At 67.8% G+C, this 17,034-nt stretch carries 16 protein-coding genes; 8 read left to right on the forward strand and 8 right to left on the reverse strand.

Annotation, left to right across the window (positions count from 1 at the left end):
• Positions 1 to 53 precede the first annotated feature (53 nt).
• From rnpA to IEZ27_RS12240, 7 genes are all read left to right on the forward strand, one after another.
• Positions 54 to 395: a ribonuclease P protein component gene (gene rnpA, locus IEZ27_RS12210; RefSeq protein ID WP_229823899.1), complete on the forward strand. Its 342-nt coding sequence runs from the start codon at positions 54 to 56 to the stop codon at positions 393 to 395.
• Complete coding sequence (gene yidD / locus IEZ27_RS12215; protein ID WP_125640704.1) at positions 392 to 670, forward strand: membrane protein insertion efficiency factor YidD; 279 nt, start codon at positions 392 to 394, stop codon at positions 668 to 670. Before rnpA ends, yidD begins: the two co-directional genes overlap by 4 nt.
• A 4-nt stretch (positions 671 to 674) precedes the next feature.
• A complete protein-coding gene (gene yidC, locus IEZ27_RS12220; protein ID WP_189647267.1) occupies positions 675 to 1,598 on the forward strand; it encodes a membrane protein insertase YidC in 924 nt (307 codons plus the stop codon).
• A 20-nt stretch (positions 1,599 to 1,618) separates the two neighbouring features.
• Positions 1,619 to 2,107, forward strand: a complete 489-nt coding sequence (locus IEZ27_RS12225; RefSeq protein ID WP_125640699.1) for a Jag family protein — start codon at positions 1,619 to 1,621, stop codon at positions 2,105 to 2,107.
• 544 nt (positions 2,108 to 2,651) lie between these two features.
• Positions 2,652 to 3,323 carry a 16S rRNA (guanine(527)-N(7))-methyltransferase RsmG gene (gene rsmG, locus IEZ27_RS12230; RefSeq protein ID WP_125640696.1) on the forward strand — a complete coding sequence of 224 codons (672 nt, stop codon included), beginning with the start codon at positions 2,652 to 2,654 and terminating at the stop codon, positions 3,321 to 3,323.
• Between the two features lie 137 nt (positions 3,324 to 3,460).
• A complete protein-coding gene (locus IEZ27_RS12235; RefSeq protein WP_195826692.1) occupies positions 3,461 to 4,402 on the forward strand; it encodes a ParA family protein in 942 nt (313 codons plus the stop codon).
• 445 nt (positions 4,403 to 4,847) lie between these two features.
• Positions 4,848 to 5,813: a ParB/RepB/Spo0J family partition protein gene (locus IEZ27_RS12240; protein ID WP_125640693.1), complete on the forward strand. Its 966-nt coding sequence runs from the start codon at positions 4,848 to 4,850 to the stop codon at positions 5,811 to 5,813.
• Positions 5,814 to 6,699: 886 nt separating this feature from the next.
• Here the strand turns inward: IEZ27_RS12240 and IEZ27_RS12245 are convergent.
• From IEZ27_RS12245 to IEZ27_RS12255, 3 genes are all read right to left on the reverse strand, one after another.
• Positions 6,700 to 7,746, reverse strand: a complete 1,047-nt coding sequence (locus tag IEZ27_RS12245; protein WP_189647268.1) for a threonine aldolase family protein — start codon at positions 7,744 to 7,746, stop codon at positions 6,700 to 6,702.
• A gap of 1,440 nt (positions 7,747 to 9,186) precedes the next feature.
• Positions 9,187 to 10,143 (reverse strand): D-alanine--D-alanine ligase family protein, encoded by a 957-nt coding sequence (locus tag IEZ27_RS12250; RefSeq protein ID WP_125640687.1) that lies wholly within the window; start codon positions 10,141 to 10,143, stop codon positions 9,187 to 9,189.
• Between the two features lie 129 nt (positions 10,144 to 10,272).
• The gene (locus IEZ27_RS12255) at positions 10,273 to 11,505 is read right to left on the reverse strand and encodes an aminotransferase-like domain-containing protein (protein WP_229823935.1); all 1,233 of its coding nucleotides are present in this window, start codon (positions 11,503 to 11,505) and stop codon (positions 10,273 to 10,275) included.
• A 269-nt stretch (positions 11,506 to 11,774) separates the two neighbouring features.
• Between IEZ27_RS12255 and IEZ27_RS12260 the strand changes: the two genes are divergently transcribed.
• Positions 11,775 to 12,392 carry a GNAT family N-acetyltransferase gene (locus tag IEZ27_RS12260; RefSeq protein ID WP_125640681.1) on the forward strand — a complete coding sequence of 206 codons (618 nt, stop codon included), beginning with the start codon at positions 11,775 to 11,777 and terminating at the stop codon, positions 12,390 to 12,392.
• A 91-nt stretch (positions 12,393 to 12,483) separates the two neighbouring features.
• Here IEZ27_RS12260 and trxA read toward each other — a convergent pair whose 3' ends face one another.
• The 5 genes from trxA to IEZ27_RS12285 all read right to left on the reverse strand — a co-directional run bounded on the left by trxA (position 12,484) and on the right by IEZ27_RS12285 (position 16,903).
• Positions 12,484 to 12,798, reverse strand: a complete 315-nt coding sequence (trxA, locus tag IEZ27_RS12265) for a thioredoxin (RefSeq protein WP_125640678.1) — start codon at positions 12,796 to 12,798, stop codon at positions 12,484 to 12,486.
• Positions 12,799 to 12,808: 10 nt separating this feature from the next.
• Positions 12,809 to 13,741 carry a thioredoxin-disulfide reductase gene (gene trxB / locus IEZ27_RS12270; RefSeq protein ID WP_189647269.1) on the reverse strand — a complete coding sequence of 311 codons (933 nt, stop codon included), beginning with the start codon at positions 13,739 to 13,741 and terminating at the stop codon, positions 12,809 to 12,811.
• Positions 13,742 to 13,865: 124 nt separating this feature from the next.
• Positions 13,866 to 14,744, reverse strand: a complete 879-nt coding sequence (locus IEZ27_RS12275) for an anti-sigma factor family protein (RefSeq protein ID WP_189647270.1) — start codon at positions 14,742 to 14,744, stop codon at positions 13,866 to 13,868.
• Positions 14,734 to 15,369 (reverse strand): RNA polymerase sigma factor SigM, encoded by a 636-nt coding sequence (sigM, locus tag IEZ27_RS12280; RefSeq protein ID WP_125640669.1) that lies wholly within the window; start codon positions 15,367 to 15,369, stop codon positions 14,734 to 14,736. Before sigM ends, IEZ27_RS12275 begins: the two co-directional genes overlap by 11 nt.
• A gap of 16 nt (positions 15,370 to 15,385) precedes the next feature.
• Positions 15,386 to 16,903: a protein kinase family protein gene (locus tag IEZ27_RS12285; RefSeq protein WP_189647271.1), complete on the reverse strand. Its 1,518-nt coding sequence runs from the start codon at positions 16,901 to 16,903 to the stop codon at positions 15,386 to 15,388.
• Positions 16,904 to 17,034 lie beyond the last annotated feature (131 nt).

The following is a 17,034-nucleotide window of genomic DNA, read 5'->3' on the forward strand; positions in this document are numbered from 1 at the left end:
TGTACCTCGCCGACGGGCGTTAGGCGTATACGGTGCTGTCCCGTCAATCCCGCATGCGACGCGGGGATGAGTTCGAAGCGGCGGTCAGGCGTGGCAAACGCGCCGGCCGCCCCACTCTCGTGGTGCATCTCAACTTTTCCGGGGAAGAGACACCCCTGGTCGGTTTCGTGGTGAGTAAGGCCGTTGGTGGCGCCGTGACCCGGAACAAGGTCAAACGACGGCTCCGACACCTGATGCGGGACCGTCTCGACCGGCTGCCGCGAGGTAGCCTGCTGGTGGTACGCGCCAATCCACCGGCCGCGTCCGCGCGCATCGAGCAACTGGCCGCCGAGCTCGACGCCGCGCTGGATCGTTTGCTCAGGCGGCGCGAGTCCTCGACGGGTGGACACAAATGACGGAGCAGCCGCAAGGGGTGCCGGGCCTCGCCGCTCGGGTGCTGATCGTCCCCATTCGGTTCTACCGGGCCTTCATCAGCCCGCTGCTCGGTCCACGTTGCCGGTTCTACCCGTCGTGCAGCGCATACGGGCTCGAGGCGATTGCCGTACATGGGGCATTGCGCGGCACATGGCTGACTGTCCGGCGCATCGGGCGGTGCCACCCATTCCATCCCGGAGGTATAGACCCGGTGCCCCCACGCCCGGTCCGGTCCCACGAAACGCAAGGGAGCTAGCTCGGTGGAGCTGTCCTGGCTCAATTGGCTGTACACAGCCGTCGCCCAAGTCATCACCTGGATCCACCAGGTCTACAGCACTTTCCTCGACCCCAACAGCGGGTTGACCTGGGCGCTGACCATCGTCACGCTGACCGTCTGCATGCGGATCCTCATCTTCCCGCTGTTCCTCAAGCAGATGCGGTCGTCGCGGAAGATGCAGGAGCTGGCACCGAAGGTCCAGGAGCTCCGCAAGCGCTACAAGAACGACAAGCAGCGCATGAACCAGGAGGTCATGGCGCTGTACCAGGGCGCCGGCGCCAACCCCCTCGGTGGCTGCCTCCCCGTCGTGGCGCAGTTCCCGATCTTCATCTCGATGTTCACCGTGCTGCGGGCCATCGCCGCCGACCAGGCCAAGTTCGGCATGTCGCAGGAGCTGGTCGACAGCGCCAAGCACGCGCTGATCATCAACGCTCCCCTGCCCGCCACGTTCTTCGAGGCCCCTGACATCGCCCAGAAGGTCGTCATCGGCTTCTTCGTGGCGATCAGCTCGCTGACCACGTTCCTCACCGTCCGGCAGAGCGTGACCCGCTCGATGGCGCAGATGCCGGACAACCCCATGGCGCAGCAGCAGAAGATCCTGATGTACATCTCGCCGCTGTTCGCCTTCTTCAGCCTCAACTTCCCGCTGGGCCTGATCCTCTACTGGGTCACCACCAACCTGTGGACGCTGGGCCAGCAGCACTGGTTCTACAGCCGGCACCCGATGCCGCAGTTCGACGCCAAGGGCAACGCCATCCCCGTGAAGGCCAAGCCCGGCCTGGTGGCCAAGATGCGCAAGACTACTCCGGAAGAGGAGGCACCTCCCGCCCCGCCGGAGCCTAAGATCGTTAGGCAGCAGCCCAGCCGCCAGTCCCGCAGCAAGCGCACCGGCAGCAAGAAGTCTTGAACACGAAGGAGAGGCCGGCCATGACCGAGGCCGAGCAGGAGAAGGCTCCTGATCTCAACGCGCTTGAGCAGGAAGGCGAGATCGCTGCCGACTACGTCGAGGGCCTTCTCGACATCGCCGACATCGACGGTGACATCGACATGGACGTCGAGGGCGACCGTGCCATGGTCTCCGTCGTGGGGCTCAAGGGCAACGAGCTGGTCGGGCCCGCGGGTGAGGTCCTGGAGGCGCTGCAGGAGCTGACCCGGCTCGCCGTCCACCGGCAGACGGGGGAGCGGTCGCGGCTCATGCTCGACGTGGCCGGCTACCGCGAGCGGCGCCGGGCCGAGCTGAGCAAGCTCGGCACCGAGATCGCCACCGAGGTCAAGGAGAAGGGTGAGCCGAAGGCGCTGCACCCGATGACGCCGTTCGAGCGGAAGATCGTCCACGACGCGGTGGCGGCCGCCGGGCTGCGCAGCGAGTCCGAGGGTGAGGAGCCGCAGCGGTACGTGGTGGTCCTGCCCGCCTGAAACGTGCATTGTCAGCCGGTCCGGCCGTCTGTCCGCGCTTGGGTGCGCTGATGGGCGGCCGTTTCCGTATATATAGCGGTACGTCCGGGGCTCGGGGCTTGCGTGAGCTGTTGGCTTGGTTTGCAGGCGAGCATCCGGACCCGTGCGGATCGATCCAGTTTCCTGGCGTTCGGAGCGTTATCGAGGGCCTTCGTGCGCTGCCGTTCGTGTTCGGAGTGGTTGGCGGAGGTCACGCGTTTTTGTACGTTGAAGTTGGCGTTCATCCCAAAAGTGCCATTAGCGGTGTCTTTTGAGGGTTATGAGCTTCATATCGTCTATGGGTGAGTTGGCGTCGATGGCGGGATCGAGAGGTGGGTACGGCGGCGTGCTCGACGGCCGCGTACAGGCCAGCCCGCTAGTCTTCCCCTGTGATCTCACATCTAGCCTTGGGTAGACACCGTCCCTAGAGCGTCGAGACACCCGCCGTCGAATGCCACCGGCGCCACCGCCGAGCAGGCAATCTGAGAACAAGCACCATCGAAGACTGAGAAAGGGCCAGCATCCAGTGAGCGAAGAGCTTCCGGCGCCGCCGGACATAGCGCGGGACGTCTTCGCCGGGGAGGCCTGGGATCGCGCGAACGCGTTCGCCGAGTTGCTGGCGGGCCCGGGTGTCGTCCGGGGGCTGCTGGGGCCGCGTGAGGTGCCGCGTATCTGGGATCGTCACCTGCTCAACTGCGCCGTGGTCGCCGAGGCCGTGCCGCCGGACGTTCGCCTGGTGGACATCGGTTCCGGAGCTGGATTGCCCGGGCTCGTCCTGGCCATCGTCCGCCAGGACATCCAGGTCACGCTGCTGGAGCCGCTGCTTCGCCGTACCGTGTTCCTGGAGGAGTGCGTCGAGGCGCTCAAGCTGGACAACGTCGAGGTGTTGCGTGGACGGGCGGAGGATCTGGCGGGCGTACGGGAGTTCGACGTCGCCAGCGCTCGTGCGGTCGCGCCGCTCGACCGATTGCTCAAATGGGCCATGCCTCTTCTGCGTGAGGGCGGCGAGCTGATAGCCATGAAGGGGGAGCGAGCCGCCGGCGAGCTCGCCGAGGCCGAGGCCCAATTGCGGGCCAGCGGCGCCCGAACGGCCGAGCTTGTGACCGTCGGGCACGGTAAGGTCGAGCCGCCTGCAACATTGGTTCGGGTGGTAGCGGGTCGCGCGCCGGAGCAAGCCAGGCGGCGACGAAGGAGGTGACGGTTGTGCCAGTCGCGTCTTGCGGTCTTGGCTGGCCGGACAGCCGTCTGTCCGAGAGCCCAACCGGGGTTGGATGGCCCGAAATGGGCGTGTCGCAACAGCAAATTCCCGGCACCGGCACACCACTGGTTGAAAGGATGGCCAACGTGACCCAGACCCCCCTGAACCCCGGTGATTCGCCGTTGGTACGAGAGGCGCTCAGCTCAGTGGTTTCACGTGAAACACCTGCCGCCACCCAGCCTGCCGCCGCCCAGCCGGGTGGCACCGGTAGTGAGGGCGACGGCTCCTGGCCGCGTCCGGCGAAGTGCAGAGTGATCGCGGTGGCCAACCAGAAGGGCGGCGTCGGCAAGACCACCACTTCGGTGAACATTGCCGCGGCCCTGTCGATGCACGGGCAGCGTGTCCTCGTGGTTGACCTTGACCCTCAGGGCAACGCCTCGACGGCCCTGGCCACCGAGCATCGCGGCGATGTGCCCGACGTTTACCAGGTGCTCGTTGACGACCTGCCCATGGCGGACATCGTCAAGCAGGTCCCCGAGATGCCGAACCTCTACTGTGCTCCCGCCACGATCGACCTGGCCGGCGCGGAGATCGAGCTCGTGTCGCTGGTGGCGCGGGAGGCTCGGCTGCGGCGGGCGCTGGCGGCGTACGAAGAGGTGGAATTCGACTACATCATCATCGATTGCCCGCCGTCTCTTGGCCTGTTGACGGTCAACGCCCTGGTCGCCGCGGACGAGGTCATGATCCCGATCCAGTGCGAGTACTACGCGCTGGAGGGCCTGGGGCAGCTTCTCCGTAACGTGGACCTCATCAAGGCCCACCTCAACCCGACCCTGCGGCTGTCCACGATCGTCCTGACGATGTACGACGGGCGTACCAGGCTGGCTTCGCAGGTCGCCGACGAGGTGCGGTCGCACTTCGGGGACACGGTGTTGAGGACGGTCATCCCGCGTAGCGTGCGCCTGTCGGAGGCGCCCAGCTATGGGCAGTCGGTCATGACGTACGACCCGGGGTCGAGCGGCGCGATGGCCTACATGGACGCGGCCCGCGAGATTGCGCACCGCGCCATCGTGGCCTGACCGGGCCGCGGTTCTTCCGCGTACCGCACGTTAGGGAGCAACTGGTCGCCTTGGCGCCGGTTGTTTGGTCGGCCGTGCCCGAACGCCTGCTGGTGGGGGAGTCCGGGTAGGGGGCCGCTATGGTTCGTCCCGCCGTCATCGTTTGCCCGGCTGTCATCGTTTGCCCGGCGCAGTCGATCGCCGCGAGGTTGCGGCCTCCGGACGGCCGGCGTGAGACGTTCGGTCCCGGGCGGTGTTCGCCGATGGTCGCGCAGCGGTCGGCAGTCAGCCGGCGATGCCGGAGTCTTGGGTCCTCTGGTTGTCCTTAGTGACACGTAGAGCAGATTTGTGATCGTGTCGGCGTAAATCCCACGGGACTGTGTGTGGCGTGGGGGCACCCCGCTGGGCCCGCAACGGTAACCTCTCCTGGAGTGACCGGAATCGACCGGCTGGATGAGGAGACGCAGTGAGTCAGCAGCGGCGGGGATTGGGCAAGGGACTCGGGGCGCTCATTCCGACCGGACCCATCGTTGACGGCCCGGGGACAGCGCCCGCTCCTTCGAACGGATCCACGGTCGAGGTTGGTCCGAAGCCGATCGCTGGAGCGTACTTCAAAGAGGTTGCCCTGGCCGCGATCGTGCCCAACCCGCGCCAGCCGCGCGACGTGTTCGACGAGGAACGCCTCCAGGAGCTGGCCGACTCCATCCGCGAGGTCGGACTGCTGCAGCCGATCGTGGTGCGTTCCGTGGGCGGTGGGCAGTACGAACTGATCATGGGGGAGCGGCGCTGGCGGGCCTGCCAGCAGGTCGGCCTGGACCCGGTTCCGGCAATCGTGCGAAACACGCAGGACACCGATCTCCTCCGGGACGCGCTCATCGAGAACCTTCAGCGCGAACAGCTGAACGCTCTGGAAGAGGCGGCCGCCTACCAGCAGCTGCTGGACGACTTCCAGGCCACGCACGAGCAGTTGGCCAGCAAGGTGGGGCGCTCCCGTTCGCACATCACCAACACGCTCCGGCTGCTCAACCTCCCTCCGGAGGTTCAGCTCAAGGTGGCCGCCGGCACCATCAGCGCCGGGCACGCCCGCGCCCTGCTCGGCCTGAGCAGTGCGGAGGAGCAGATCCAGTTGGCCAAGCGGATCGTGGCGGAGCTGCTGTCGGTGAGGGCGGTGGAGGAGATCGTCGCGATGGGCAGCGCCAAGGCGGCCGCCCAGAAGGCGCCGCGCGAGCGACAGGTGGCCAAGCCCACCGCTCCTGGCCTGACTCATTTGGCCGACCGGCTTTCCGATCACTTCGAGACGAAGGTGAAGGTCGACTTGGGGCGACGGAAGGGGCGCATCGTGGTGGAGTTCGCCACCATTGATGACCTTGAGCGAATCATCGGGACGATGGCGCCTGAGGCTGCTCGTGCGATGCGGGAGTCCGAAGACTGACCCTCACGTGTTTCACGTGAAACCCTTCTCCTCATCCACGGCCTCGCTCTGCCAGGCATGCTCGCCGCGCCTCTTCTCCTCCTCTCCGCTTCTTCTCGCCGTCTCGCGACCGCCCGGCTTCGTTCTCCTTGAACCAGTGCGTACGCCCGCTGGTTCTTGGATGAGCCCCTTGAGCCCCTTTAGCTCTGAGGCGTGACGCTGGGGCGATTCGCGCCACCTGGCTTTGCGTTCGGGCTGCTTCACGTGAAACACGTGCCTCTTTCTCTCCGGGGGAGCTTCGGCTCGTGCGCTTCCAATTGACGGCCAGCTCGATTGACCGTCTGGGCTCACGTGAACCTGAGTCTATGAAGGCGACGTCCTGAGGGCGGGGAGAGGTTGCGCCCAAAAGGTTGGTAGCGGCTTCCCTGGAGCATGCGGATCCGTGTAGCTTCCGGACGTCTGACGTCATGCGCGCGTGCTTGGTGCGGTGCCTTCTGAGCGTCGTCTGATGTGGCCGGTGTTCGTGCGAAGTGCTTGACGCTGTGGTGGCACGTCTTCATTGAACCGTCTGCATGGGACACCACTCCTGGAGGGGCGAGTCACCTCTCTCGCCGAGGGAGGTGGCAGGGCTGGCGGGGTTCGCTTCTGGTCGGCGGGCGCGGCTTTCGCGGGACTTTGATGTTTCGCATGCAGCCCCTGGGAGCCCGTCGCCGCGACCCTTCGCTGCTTCCCCCGCGTGCGGCCTCTCGCTGTCCCGCAGCGTTTCACGTGAAACAGCTCCGGGATCCGTGCGCCTTCTCGGCTCAGGCTTCTCGCTTCGTTTCACGTGAAACGCCGGTCCTGGCTCTCCTTGCTCGTGCTGAGTCGGGCGGTGCTCCGGCGGTGTTTCACGTGAAACGGTGGCGGGTCAGGTGGTGGCGGCTTTGTGGAGGGCGGCTAGGAAGTCGTCTACGTGTTCTTCAGTGGTGTCGTAGGCGGTCATCCAGCGGACCGTGCCTGCCTGCTCGTCCCAGTAGTGGAAGAGGTAGTGCTGACGGAGGGACTCGGTGACGGCGTGCGGGAGGGTGGCGAAGACGGCGTTGGACTCGACGGGCTGAGCGAGGGAGACGCCGGGTACGTCGGTGATCCCGTTCGCGAGGCGGAGGGCCATCTGGTTGGCGTGGGAGGCGTTTCGGTGCCACAGGTCGTCGGTCAGGAGCGCTGAGAGTTGAGCCGAGATGAAGCGCATCTTTGAGGCCAGTTGGAGTGACTGCCGACGGAGGTAGGGGACTGCGTCCGTCAGGGACGGGTCCAGGACGACCACCGCTTCGGCGGCCAGGGCGCCGTTCTTGGTGCCGCCGAAGCTGAAGACGTCCACGCCTGCGTCTGTGGTGATGGCTTTCAGAGGGCAGTTGAGGTGGGCGGCGGCGTTGGCCAGGCGGGCGCCGTCTACATGGAGGCGTAGGCCGGATGCGTGTGCTGTTTCGGCGAGGGCGGCGATCTCGGTGGGGGAGTAGCAGGTGCCGAGTTCGGTCACCTGGGAGATGGAGACGACTGCTGGTTGGGGTTCGTGGTGCTGGCCCAGGAGGTTCAGGTGGGCCTTGATGTCGTCGGGGCGGAGTTTGCCTTGGGAGGTGGGGACGGTTCGGAGCTTAACGCCCAGCAGGCGTTCGGTGGCGCCTGTCTCGTGGGTGGCGATGTGGGCGCTGTCGGCGCAGAGGATGGCGTCGTAGCGGCCGAGCATGAGGGCCAGGCCGACCATGTTGGCGCCTGCTCCGTTCAGGACGGCGAAGCCTTCTGCTGTGGGGCCGAAGGTTTCCTTGATTTTGTGCTCGAAGGTTGAGGTCCAGGTGTCGTCGCCGTAGGCGGGGGCGTCGCCTTGGTTGGCGGTTGTGATGGCGTGGAGGATTTCGGAGTGCACGCCGGCGTGGTTGTCGCTGGCGAAGCTCTTGGGGTGGGTGGGATCGATCGGCACACCGTAAGGCTATGCAAGGCGGTCCGGGGCGGCTGTTTTGGGGGCGCGAGGGTGTGAGTCGTGGCGGCTGTGCGGGGCGTCAGGGGTGGTGTTGCGTTGGTGTCGAGTCTCCGTGGTGGGGGTCAGTACATGGCGCCGCTGGGTCGGGCGTGGCGTGGCGCATGCGGTGCGCGGGCGTAAGGGGTGCATGCATGATGGTGCGCATTGAGGGGTGTATGCGCTAGGTGGAGAGTATGCGAGGCGAGGCGTGATGGCGTGCGGCAGGCGCGGCCAGGTGCGGAGTGATGGGGGTGGGGCACGGCAGGGGGGGCGCGGTGAAGGCCGGATTGCCGCGAGCTGCGAGGTGGGCGGGTGGTCGTCTGATCGGTCTGGTGGGTGGCGGTGAGGGGGTGGTGCTCAAGGGGATTCGTTTGGCTCGACAGTCCAACGATGGGTGCGAGCTCTCGAAAGCGTCGGGGAGAGGGGGTAGCGCGGGTGAGGTCTCGCGGTGGGCAGTGTGCGGGGAGGGCGGAGGGCGTTGTTAAAAGTGGTCTGGCGCGTAGTGGTGTGGCGGTAGGTGAGGGACTGCCAGAAAGGTGCCGCTAGAGAGGGCGTGAGGAGGGGGTAGCAAGGGCAGCGGCGTCGGGGGCGTAGGACGGTGAATGACAGCGGATGACGGCGGATGACGGCGGAGGGCCCTGGGGGAGAGTGGCGTTGCGGCCCATGCGGTGCCGCTTTCGTGGGTCTACGAGGGTGTCCGATGCGGCTCTGTCTTCGATTCCGATGCGACGGTTGACGGCGTCGATGATCCTTCGCTTTGAGGGGAGGGGCCGGGCCCTCGGTGGCGGCCAACGGCTGCAGCGGACGGACGGTGCCTGCCAAGCCCGTCGATTGCCGGTTGCGCCCGGGAGGTAGGCGGGGGGCGGTGGTGTGAACGGCTGCGCGGGGGTGCGGGTGGGGTGCGCTTAGGAATGACGGTGGCGCGGGTGGTGGGTGACGGTGGGCGTGAAGCCGTGAAGCCGTGAAGCCGTGAAGGCGTGAGGCCGCGAAGCCGCGAAGGCGCGAAGGCGCGAAGGCGTGAAGGCGTGAAGGTGTCTGTGGTTACGGCGGTGAGGGTGCCTGGGGCGGATGGTGGTGTCCGGGAGGGATGCCTGTGACGGTGTTCGCGATGGGGGTTACTGCGGTGCCGTGAGGGCCTTCCGTGCGATGCCTGTGACGGGTGCCTGCGAAGAGGCCCCGCTGTGGGATCCGCGAGGGGCCTTTGCGGAGGGGGCCTTAGGACGGCCCGGGGGAGTCTGGTTTGAGGCCCGTGATGGTGTGGCTCTTGCGGTGTCCGTATGGGGTGCTTGAGGGCGACCCCAGCGGCGACTGCGGTGGCGCCCGTGATGGGGGTCGGGAGGGCGCCAGGTTGACGGTGGGGGAGAAGCCGGGGGCGTGGGTGGCGGTGTGGATGGGGGAGGGTTAGGGGCGGGGGCGGTGGGCGGCGTTTTGGAGGAGGGTGCGGCAGAGGTCGCCGAGGTCGCGTCCTGCCGCTTCCGCCGCCATCGGCAGCAAGGACGTCTCCGTCATCCCCGGCGCCACGTTCACCTCAAGGAAGTGCGGGTCGTCGGCCGAGTCGACGATCAGGTCCGTACGGGAGATGTCCCGCAACCCGAGCGCCGTGTGCGCCGTCACCGCCATCCGGGCACACGCCTCGGCGGCGGCCGCGGAGAGGCGGGCGGGGGCGAAGAACTCGGTGTGCCCGGCCGTGTAGCGGGCCGCGTAGTCGTACACACCGGCGTCGGGGACGATCTCCACGGCCGGCAGGGCCACGGGTCCTTCGCCGAGGTCGACGACGGAGACCGACACCTCGACGCCGTCGACGTACCGCTCGATGAGGGCGGTGTCACCGTAGGCGAAGCAGCCGACCATGGCGGCGGGCAGATCCTCGGCGGTGCGGACGATGGACGCGCCGAGGGCCGAGCCGCCGCGGGCGGGCTTGACGAACAGAGGGAGGCCGAGCCGGTCGATGATGCGGCCGAGCACCACGGTGGCGCCGAGGTCGTGGAAGGTCTCCCGGGGGAGCGTGACGGACTCGGGGGTACGCAGGCCGACCGAGCGTACGACGGCCTTGGCGGTGGGCTTGTCGAAGGCCACGCGGCAGGCGTCGGGGCCGGCGCCGACGTAGGGAACGTCGAGGAGTTCGAGCACGGACCGGATCGCGCCGTCCTCGCCCGCGCCGCCGTGGAGGGTGACGAACACCGCCTCGGGCGGGTCGGCGAGGATCGAGGGCACGAGGGAGGCGTCGGTGTCGCGGGCCTCCACGTCGATGCCCGTGGCGCGCAGCACCTCGCTCACCCGGCGGCCGGAGCGCAGGGACACCTCCCGCTCATAGGAGAGGCCCCCGGCCAGCACGAGCACGTGGCCCAGATCGCTCATCACATCTCCTCCGCTGATCGTACGCGTCCAACCGTACCGGCGGCTGGCGGCGAATGGTGTAGGTGAGGCCCGCACACGAGTACGGCCGGCGTCCCCGTCCCCGGGGAGCGCCGGCCGTGCCCGGGAAAGCTAGGCCAGTTCGGGCCCCGGCGTGTCAACGCCGATCCGCTCGGGCCCCGAGCCGGTGCCGAACATGTCCCGGAGCTGCATCTCCTGCTCGATCACCCCGGACAGGCGTCGTACGCCCTCGCGGATGCGGTCGGGCTCGGGGTAGCAGTAGGACAGCCGCATGTGCCGGGCGCCGCTGCCGTCGGAGAAGAATCCGGTGCCGGGTACGAACGCCACCCGTTCGGCCACCGCGCGCGGCAGGATCGCCTTGGAGTCGAGCCCTTCGGGCAGGGTCGCCCATACGAAGAACCCGCCGGCCGGACGGGTCCAGGTGACCTCGGGCGGCATCAGGGCCTCCAGAGAGTCGATCATGGAGTCGCGCCGCTCGCGGTAGAGCTCCTTGAAGGACTTGATCTGCTCCCGCCACGGCTGCGTGGCCAGGAACTGGCCCACGGCGAGCTGCGTGAACACCGAGTGCGACAACACGGCCGACTCCATGGCCAGGATGAGTTTGTCGCGGATGGCGTGCGGCGCGAGCGCCCAGCCGACGCGGAAGCCGGGGGCGAGCGTCTTGGAGAACGACCCCAGGTAGACCACGCCGTCGGGGTTGTCGGCCCGCAGGGCGCGCATCGGCTCGCCGTCGAAACCGAGCAGTCCGTACGGGTTGTCCTCGATGATGAGGATCCCGGCCCGCTGGCAGATGTCGAGCACCTGCTGCCGCCTGGCCAGGTTGAGTGTGACGCCGGCCGGGTTCTGGAAGGTCGGGATCGTGTAGAGGAACTTGATGGGCGCTCCGGCGGTCTCCAGCGCGTAGATGGTCTGCGCCAGCGATTCGGGCACGATGCCCTGATCGTCCATGGCGACATGAACCACTTTGGCCTGGTAGGCGGAGAACGTCCCCAGGGCTCCGACGTACGAGGGGCCCTCGGCGAGCACGACGTCGCCCGGGTCGATGAAGATCCGGGTGATCAGGTCGAGCGCCTGCTGTGAACCGACGGTGACGACGACGTCGTTCGCCCCGGCCTCGATCCCCTCCAGCCGCATGACCTCGCAGATCTGCTCGCGCAGGTGCGGGTCACCCTGGCCGGAACCGTACTGCAGCGCGACCGTGCCGCGCGTGGTGACCAGGTCGGAGACCAGCTCGCCGACCATGTCGAGGGGGAGCGCCGTGACGTACGGCATGCCGCCGGCGAGCGAGACCACCTCGGGTCTCGACGCGACGGCGAAAAGAGCTCGGATCTCGGAGGCGACCATCCCGGTAGCTCGTGCGGCGTACCGATCGACGTAGGCGTCGATACGCGACCCTTGGGTCGCGGGTGTCTGACCGTGATCCCGCTCTTGCGTCACGGCCCACCTCCTAGGTGTCATATAGGACCGAAATACCAGATTACGCCAGTCGGACATGTCCTTCGTGACCGGGCTCGACCGTCGTGGTACCCGCTGGCTGCATCTTCACTGAGCTACCATGCCAGCTACGGACGCGGTTTTCGCGCGCTTTTCTGGGTCGACGATAGGGGCCGTAGTTGTCGCGCCGGCTGGTCAACATAACCCTGGACAATCTCGAAGATCTGCCACGCCGTTGCCGGCGGTGCGTGTTCTGGGAGCTCGATCCCGTCAGCGGCGAGCGCGCGGTGAACTCGGGCGATCCCGGGCTGGAGAAGGAGGCCTGGATCTCGGGCACGCTGCTGGAGTGGGGGAGCTGCGGCAAAATCGCCTACGTCGACGGGGTTCCGGCCGGGTTCGTCCTCTACAGCCCGCCGCTCTACAGCCCGCGTTCCGTGGCCTTCCCCACCTCGCCGGTCAGCGCCGACGCGGTGCTGCTGATGACGGCCCACATCATTCCCGAGTTCTCGGGCGGGGGGCTCGGCCGGATGCTGATTCAGGGAGTGGCGAAAGACCTGACCAGGCGCGGGGTGAAGGCCATTGAGGCGTTCGGCGACCTGAAGTGGGAAGAGCCTAGTTGCGTAGTTCCTGCTGAATACTTGCTTTCTGTGGGTTTTAAGACAGTTCGACCGCATTTGCGGTTTCCGAGGTTGCGTTTGGAGTTGAAGAGCGCCGTCTCGTGGCGTGAGGACGTCGAGGTGGCCCTTGAACGCCTCCTGGGCTCCATGAGTCCGGAACGCGCCCTACGTCCCGTCTGACGCCTTCTGAGGGCCCACGACGGACCGTCCAGGACGGACATACGAAAGCCCCCCGCGGCGGTGACCGCGGGGGGCTTCGACACAGGGCGGACTAGATGATGCCCTCAAGCTCGCGGAGCAGCATGGCCTTCGGCTTGGCGCCGATGATCTGCTTCACGACCTCGCCACCCTTGTAGACGTTCATCGTGGGGATCTGGAGCACGCCGTACTCGCGGGGAACCTCGGGGTTCTCGTCGATGTTGAGCTTGACGATCTCCAGCTTGTCGCCGTGCTCGTTCTCGATCTCCTGGAGGATGGGCGCGACCTGACGGCACGGGCCGCACCACTCGGCCCAGAAGTCGACCAGCACAGGCTTGTCGCTCTTGAGGACCTCGGACTCGAACGTGGCGTCGGTTACTGCCTTCACGGTGCGCTCCTTACTTCTCGTTGTTCGCAAGCCAGCGCTCGGAGTCGAGCGAGGCGGCACAGCCGGTGCCGGCCGCGGTGATGGCCTGGCGGTAGGTGTGGTCGACGACGTCGCCCGCCGCGAACACACCGTCGATGTTGGTGGCCGTGGACGGCGAGGCGACCTTGATGTACCCGTTCTCGTCGAGCTCGATCTGGCCCTTGACCAGGTCGGTACGGGGGTCGTGACCGATGGCCAGGAACAGCGCGTCGGTCGCCAGCTCGCACTCCTCGCCCGTCTCGACGTTGCGCAGCTTGACCGCCTCGACCTTGCCGTCGCCGAGCACGTCGACGACCTCGGAGTCCCAGACGAACCGGATCTTGTCGTTGGCGAACGCGCGCTCCTGCATGATCTTGCTGGCGCGCAGCTCGCCGCGGCGGTGGACGACCGTCACCATACGCCCGAACCGGGTCAGGAACGTGGCCTCCTCCATGGCGGTGTCGCCGCCGCCCACGACCACGATGTCCTTGTTGCGGAAGAAGAAGCCGTCACAGGTGGCGCACCAGGACACGCCGTGGCCGGACAGGCGCTTCTCGTTCTCCAGGCCGAGCTCGCGGTAGCCGGAGCCCATGGTCAGGATCACCGACTTGGCGTAATAGGTGTCGGTGTGCGTCTTGACGACCTTGGGGTTGGCCTCAAGGTCGACCTCGACCACGTCGTCGGCCACCAGCTCGGCGCCGAAGCGCTCGGCCTGCTTGCGCAGGTTGTCCATCAGGTCGGGGCCCATGATGCCGTCGGGGAAACCGGGGAAGTTCTCCACGTCGGTGGTGTTCATGAGCGCACCGCCCGCCGTCACGGAGCCCTCGAAGACCAGTGGCTTGAGTTCGGCGCGCGCGGAGTAGACGGCCGCGGTGTAGCCCGCAGGGCCCGACCCAATGATGATCACGTTACGAACGTCGCTCAACGCTCCCACGCCTTCCTCGTCTGCTGTTTGCTTCGGGCTCAACAGATCCTAGGCCGAGCTGATTCCCGGCCCTGCCCGCAAAACGAAAGAGCCCGCCGAAGCGGGCTCTGACGTGGGCTTTCGATTACCAGCGGCCCAGTGTGGGCTTACGCAGGTTCTTGCAGTTGAACGGGTCGACGATGTCGATGCGCAACTTCTTGGCGGCCTGGTCCTTCCAGGAGGCCACGATCAGCGCCTCCTGACCGTTGTACTGCCCCTGGTCGACCGCGAACGTCTTCAGCTTCGAACGGCCGGCCACCTTGTCGACGCACCTGTCGACCCTGGCGGTGTCCGTGGGGCCTTCGAGGGCCGGAGCGGCGCCGAAGTACCCGAGCAGCGGCTGGCGCAGCTCCCGGTCGCTGTAGTTGTAGTTGCTGTCGGTCAGCGCGTAGGCCCTGGCCCGCTGATGGGACGACCCCGACGGGGGCGCTGGCTGCGCCGCCGTGGAGGAACCGGGCGAACCGCCCGGCCCGCTGCCGCCCGCCAGCAACCCGCCCGAGACCGCCAGCGTGCCGACCACCACCGCGGCCGCCGCCGAGGCCGCCACGGCGGGCATCGCCCACCGGCGCCGCCTGGACGACCTGGTCCTGGCCGGGACGATGGTGCCGTCGTCGGAGACCACCCCGAGACGTACCGGCTCGGGGATCTCCGCCGCCGGCTGCTCCCACGGGGAGTCCCGCATGAGCCTGTCCCAGTCAGGTGCTTCCACGAGGTCGACACCACCGCGGCGGGACTCCGCCTCGGCGGCCAGCGCCTTGTCGATGCGCAGTGCGACGCCCATCGGCATGGCCGGTGTGGGGGTCGCCGCGAGCACCTCGCGAACCGCCGCCAGGTCTGCCAGTAGCTCCCCACAGGGGTCGCAGACCGCGAGATGCTCGCGGACCCGGCGTGCCGTCGCGGCGTCCAAGAGATCCTCTGCCAGCTCGGCGAGGACCTCAAGATCGTAGTGCGTATCACCCGTCACGAAGTTCTGCTCCCTTCGCGGATGAGACGCGATTGAGGTTCGAACGGTTCCGCAGATGCGAAAGAATTGGGGCAAGTTTCGCGCGGCCCCGCGCGCACCTGCTCTTCACGGTGCCGCTCGGCACCTCAAGCACTTGAGCTGCGTCTTCGACTGAATAACCCATCATGTCCACGAGCACGAGGGCCGCCCGCTGGTCGGTGGGCAGCAGTTTCAGAGCGGCCGAAACCTCCATCGAGACCTCACGCTCGACGGTCTGGTCGGGGAGCGGGCTGTCCCGCTCGGCCGCCTCGATCAGCTCGTCGTCGGCGACCGGACGGACGGACTTGCGCCGCATCCTGTCGAGGCAGGCGTTGACGACGATGCGGTGGAGCCAGGTGGTGACGGCCGCCTCACCTCGGAACGAGGCGGCCTTGCGATATGCGGAGACGAACGCGTCCTGAACGGCGTCGGCCGCCTCGTCAGGGTCACCGAGAGTACGCAGCGCCACCGCCCACATGCGGTCACGGTGGCGTTTGACGATCTCGCTGAACGCGTGTGGATCCCCGTTGATGTGCGCGGTCAGCAGCTCGGCGTCTGTGACCGCCGGCCGCTCCGCAGATGAAGGTGTCTCGGGTGGGGAGTTCACAAGAGAGATTCCTGATTTATGCCGATCCGGGAGAATGCACCACTACCTCATAGATGGTGCCACGAAACTGGCCTGCATCCGCAGGAACGCGCGTAAACCAGATCAAAACGTACCGGCCGCTTGCCGGTTCCTCGGGAGTCAGGGTGGTCTTGCCCGAGGCGGCCTTCTGGGTCGCCACGGTCTTGAGCGAGTCGAGATCGGGGGAGTCACCGACCTTGAGGTCGACGCTCGCCCCCTCGGCCTTGGCCAGCGTAGCCACCACGTCGCTGATCTGCATGGACTTGCCCATGTCGAGCAGCAGGCCGACACCCTTCTTGAGGTTGCCCAGCTCGGCGTTGCCGTAGCTGGAGGTCGTCCAGGCCGTGCCGGGTTTGCCGTCGATGGCCAGCCCGGCGATGTCGGACTTCTCATCACCGTCGTCGCCGAGCGGGTCGAAACCCTTGGCCTTGTCGGGCTTGACCGCCTGGGCCGAGGCCGAGGCCGAGCTCTTGCCGGTGGTGGGGGTGGACGACGCCTCAGGCGTGGCCGGGCCGCCCAGGCTGCGGCCGATCGTCCAGGCGCCCACGCCCACGGCCGCGATGACCAGCAGCACCACCAGGGTCATCAGCACCCGGTTGAGCACGTTGCCGCCACCCTGGTTGGGCGGGCGGCGCGGCATGATCGGCTGGGGCGGCATGGTGCGCTGCTGCCGGTGTGCGATGTCGAGGCCCTCGGTGTGCGAGGCGGAGGCCACCGCCGGCGTCGAGGGGTAGGAGATCGCGATCGGCATCGGCCTGGCCACGTCGGCCAGCGCCTCGGCGACCTCGGACGGGCTCGCCAGCGCGCCCTGGCCCTTGCGCGACTCGGGCAGGCAGGCGCGGACGGTGACCGTGTCGAGGTAGTTGGGCACCCCGGCGGTCACCTGGCGGGGCGAGCAGAAGTGGCCGTCGATCATCGGAGCGGCGGGCAGGCCGCCCTCCTCCTCGTCGCCGGGCCAGTGGCCGGTCAGGCCGGCGTACAGCAGCCTGCCGAGGCCCTCGGCGTCGTCGAGGGCCGGCTGGTCGGTGGTGAGGCCGGACAGCGCCGCGTCGACGGCCAGGCCCAGCACCTTGACCGTGTTGCCGGTCGTCCAGACCAGGTGGGCCGGGCGCAGGCACAGGTGGTAGAGCTTGGCCTCGTGGGCGTGCGCCAGCGCCTCGGCGGCCTCGGCCACCAGGCCGGCCGCGCGGTCGGGCTCCAGCGGGCCGCCCGACAGCAGGTCGGTCAGCGACTCGCCGGTGACCCACTCGCTGACGACGTAGGAGTGGTCGTCGTCCTCGGCGGCGTCGAACACCTGCGTCAGACGCGGGTCGGTGAGCCGGCTCGCGGCACGGGCGGCCGTGACGACCTCGTGCACGCGGGGGAAGTCGGGGCCGAAGGTGTGCACCGCCACCGGGCGGGCGAGGATCTCGTCGATCGCCTTCCACAGGGTCGCGCCGTCGGACTCGCTGACGCGGTCCTCCAGCCGGAAGCGCTCGGCCAGTCGGGTGCCGGGTTCCACGGCCGACGTGCTCACAGGCTCTCTCCGCTAGGCCGATCGGGCGTGCTCATGACTCGACTCACCTGCGTGGTGGTGTCCCACGTAGGCATGGTTTGCCGGGTGGATCCGCCCACGCCCCTCCTGCTTCCATTCGCGCGTGTCGGGCA

The organism is Nonomuraea spiralis (assembly GCF_014648435.1).
GTDB classification, from domain to species: domain Bacteria; phylum Actinomycetota; class Actinomycetes; order Streptosporangiales; family Streptosporangiaceae; genus Nonomuraea; species Nonomuraea spiralis.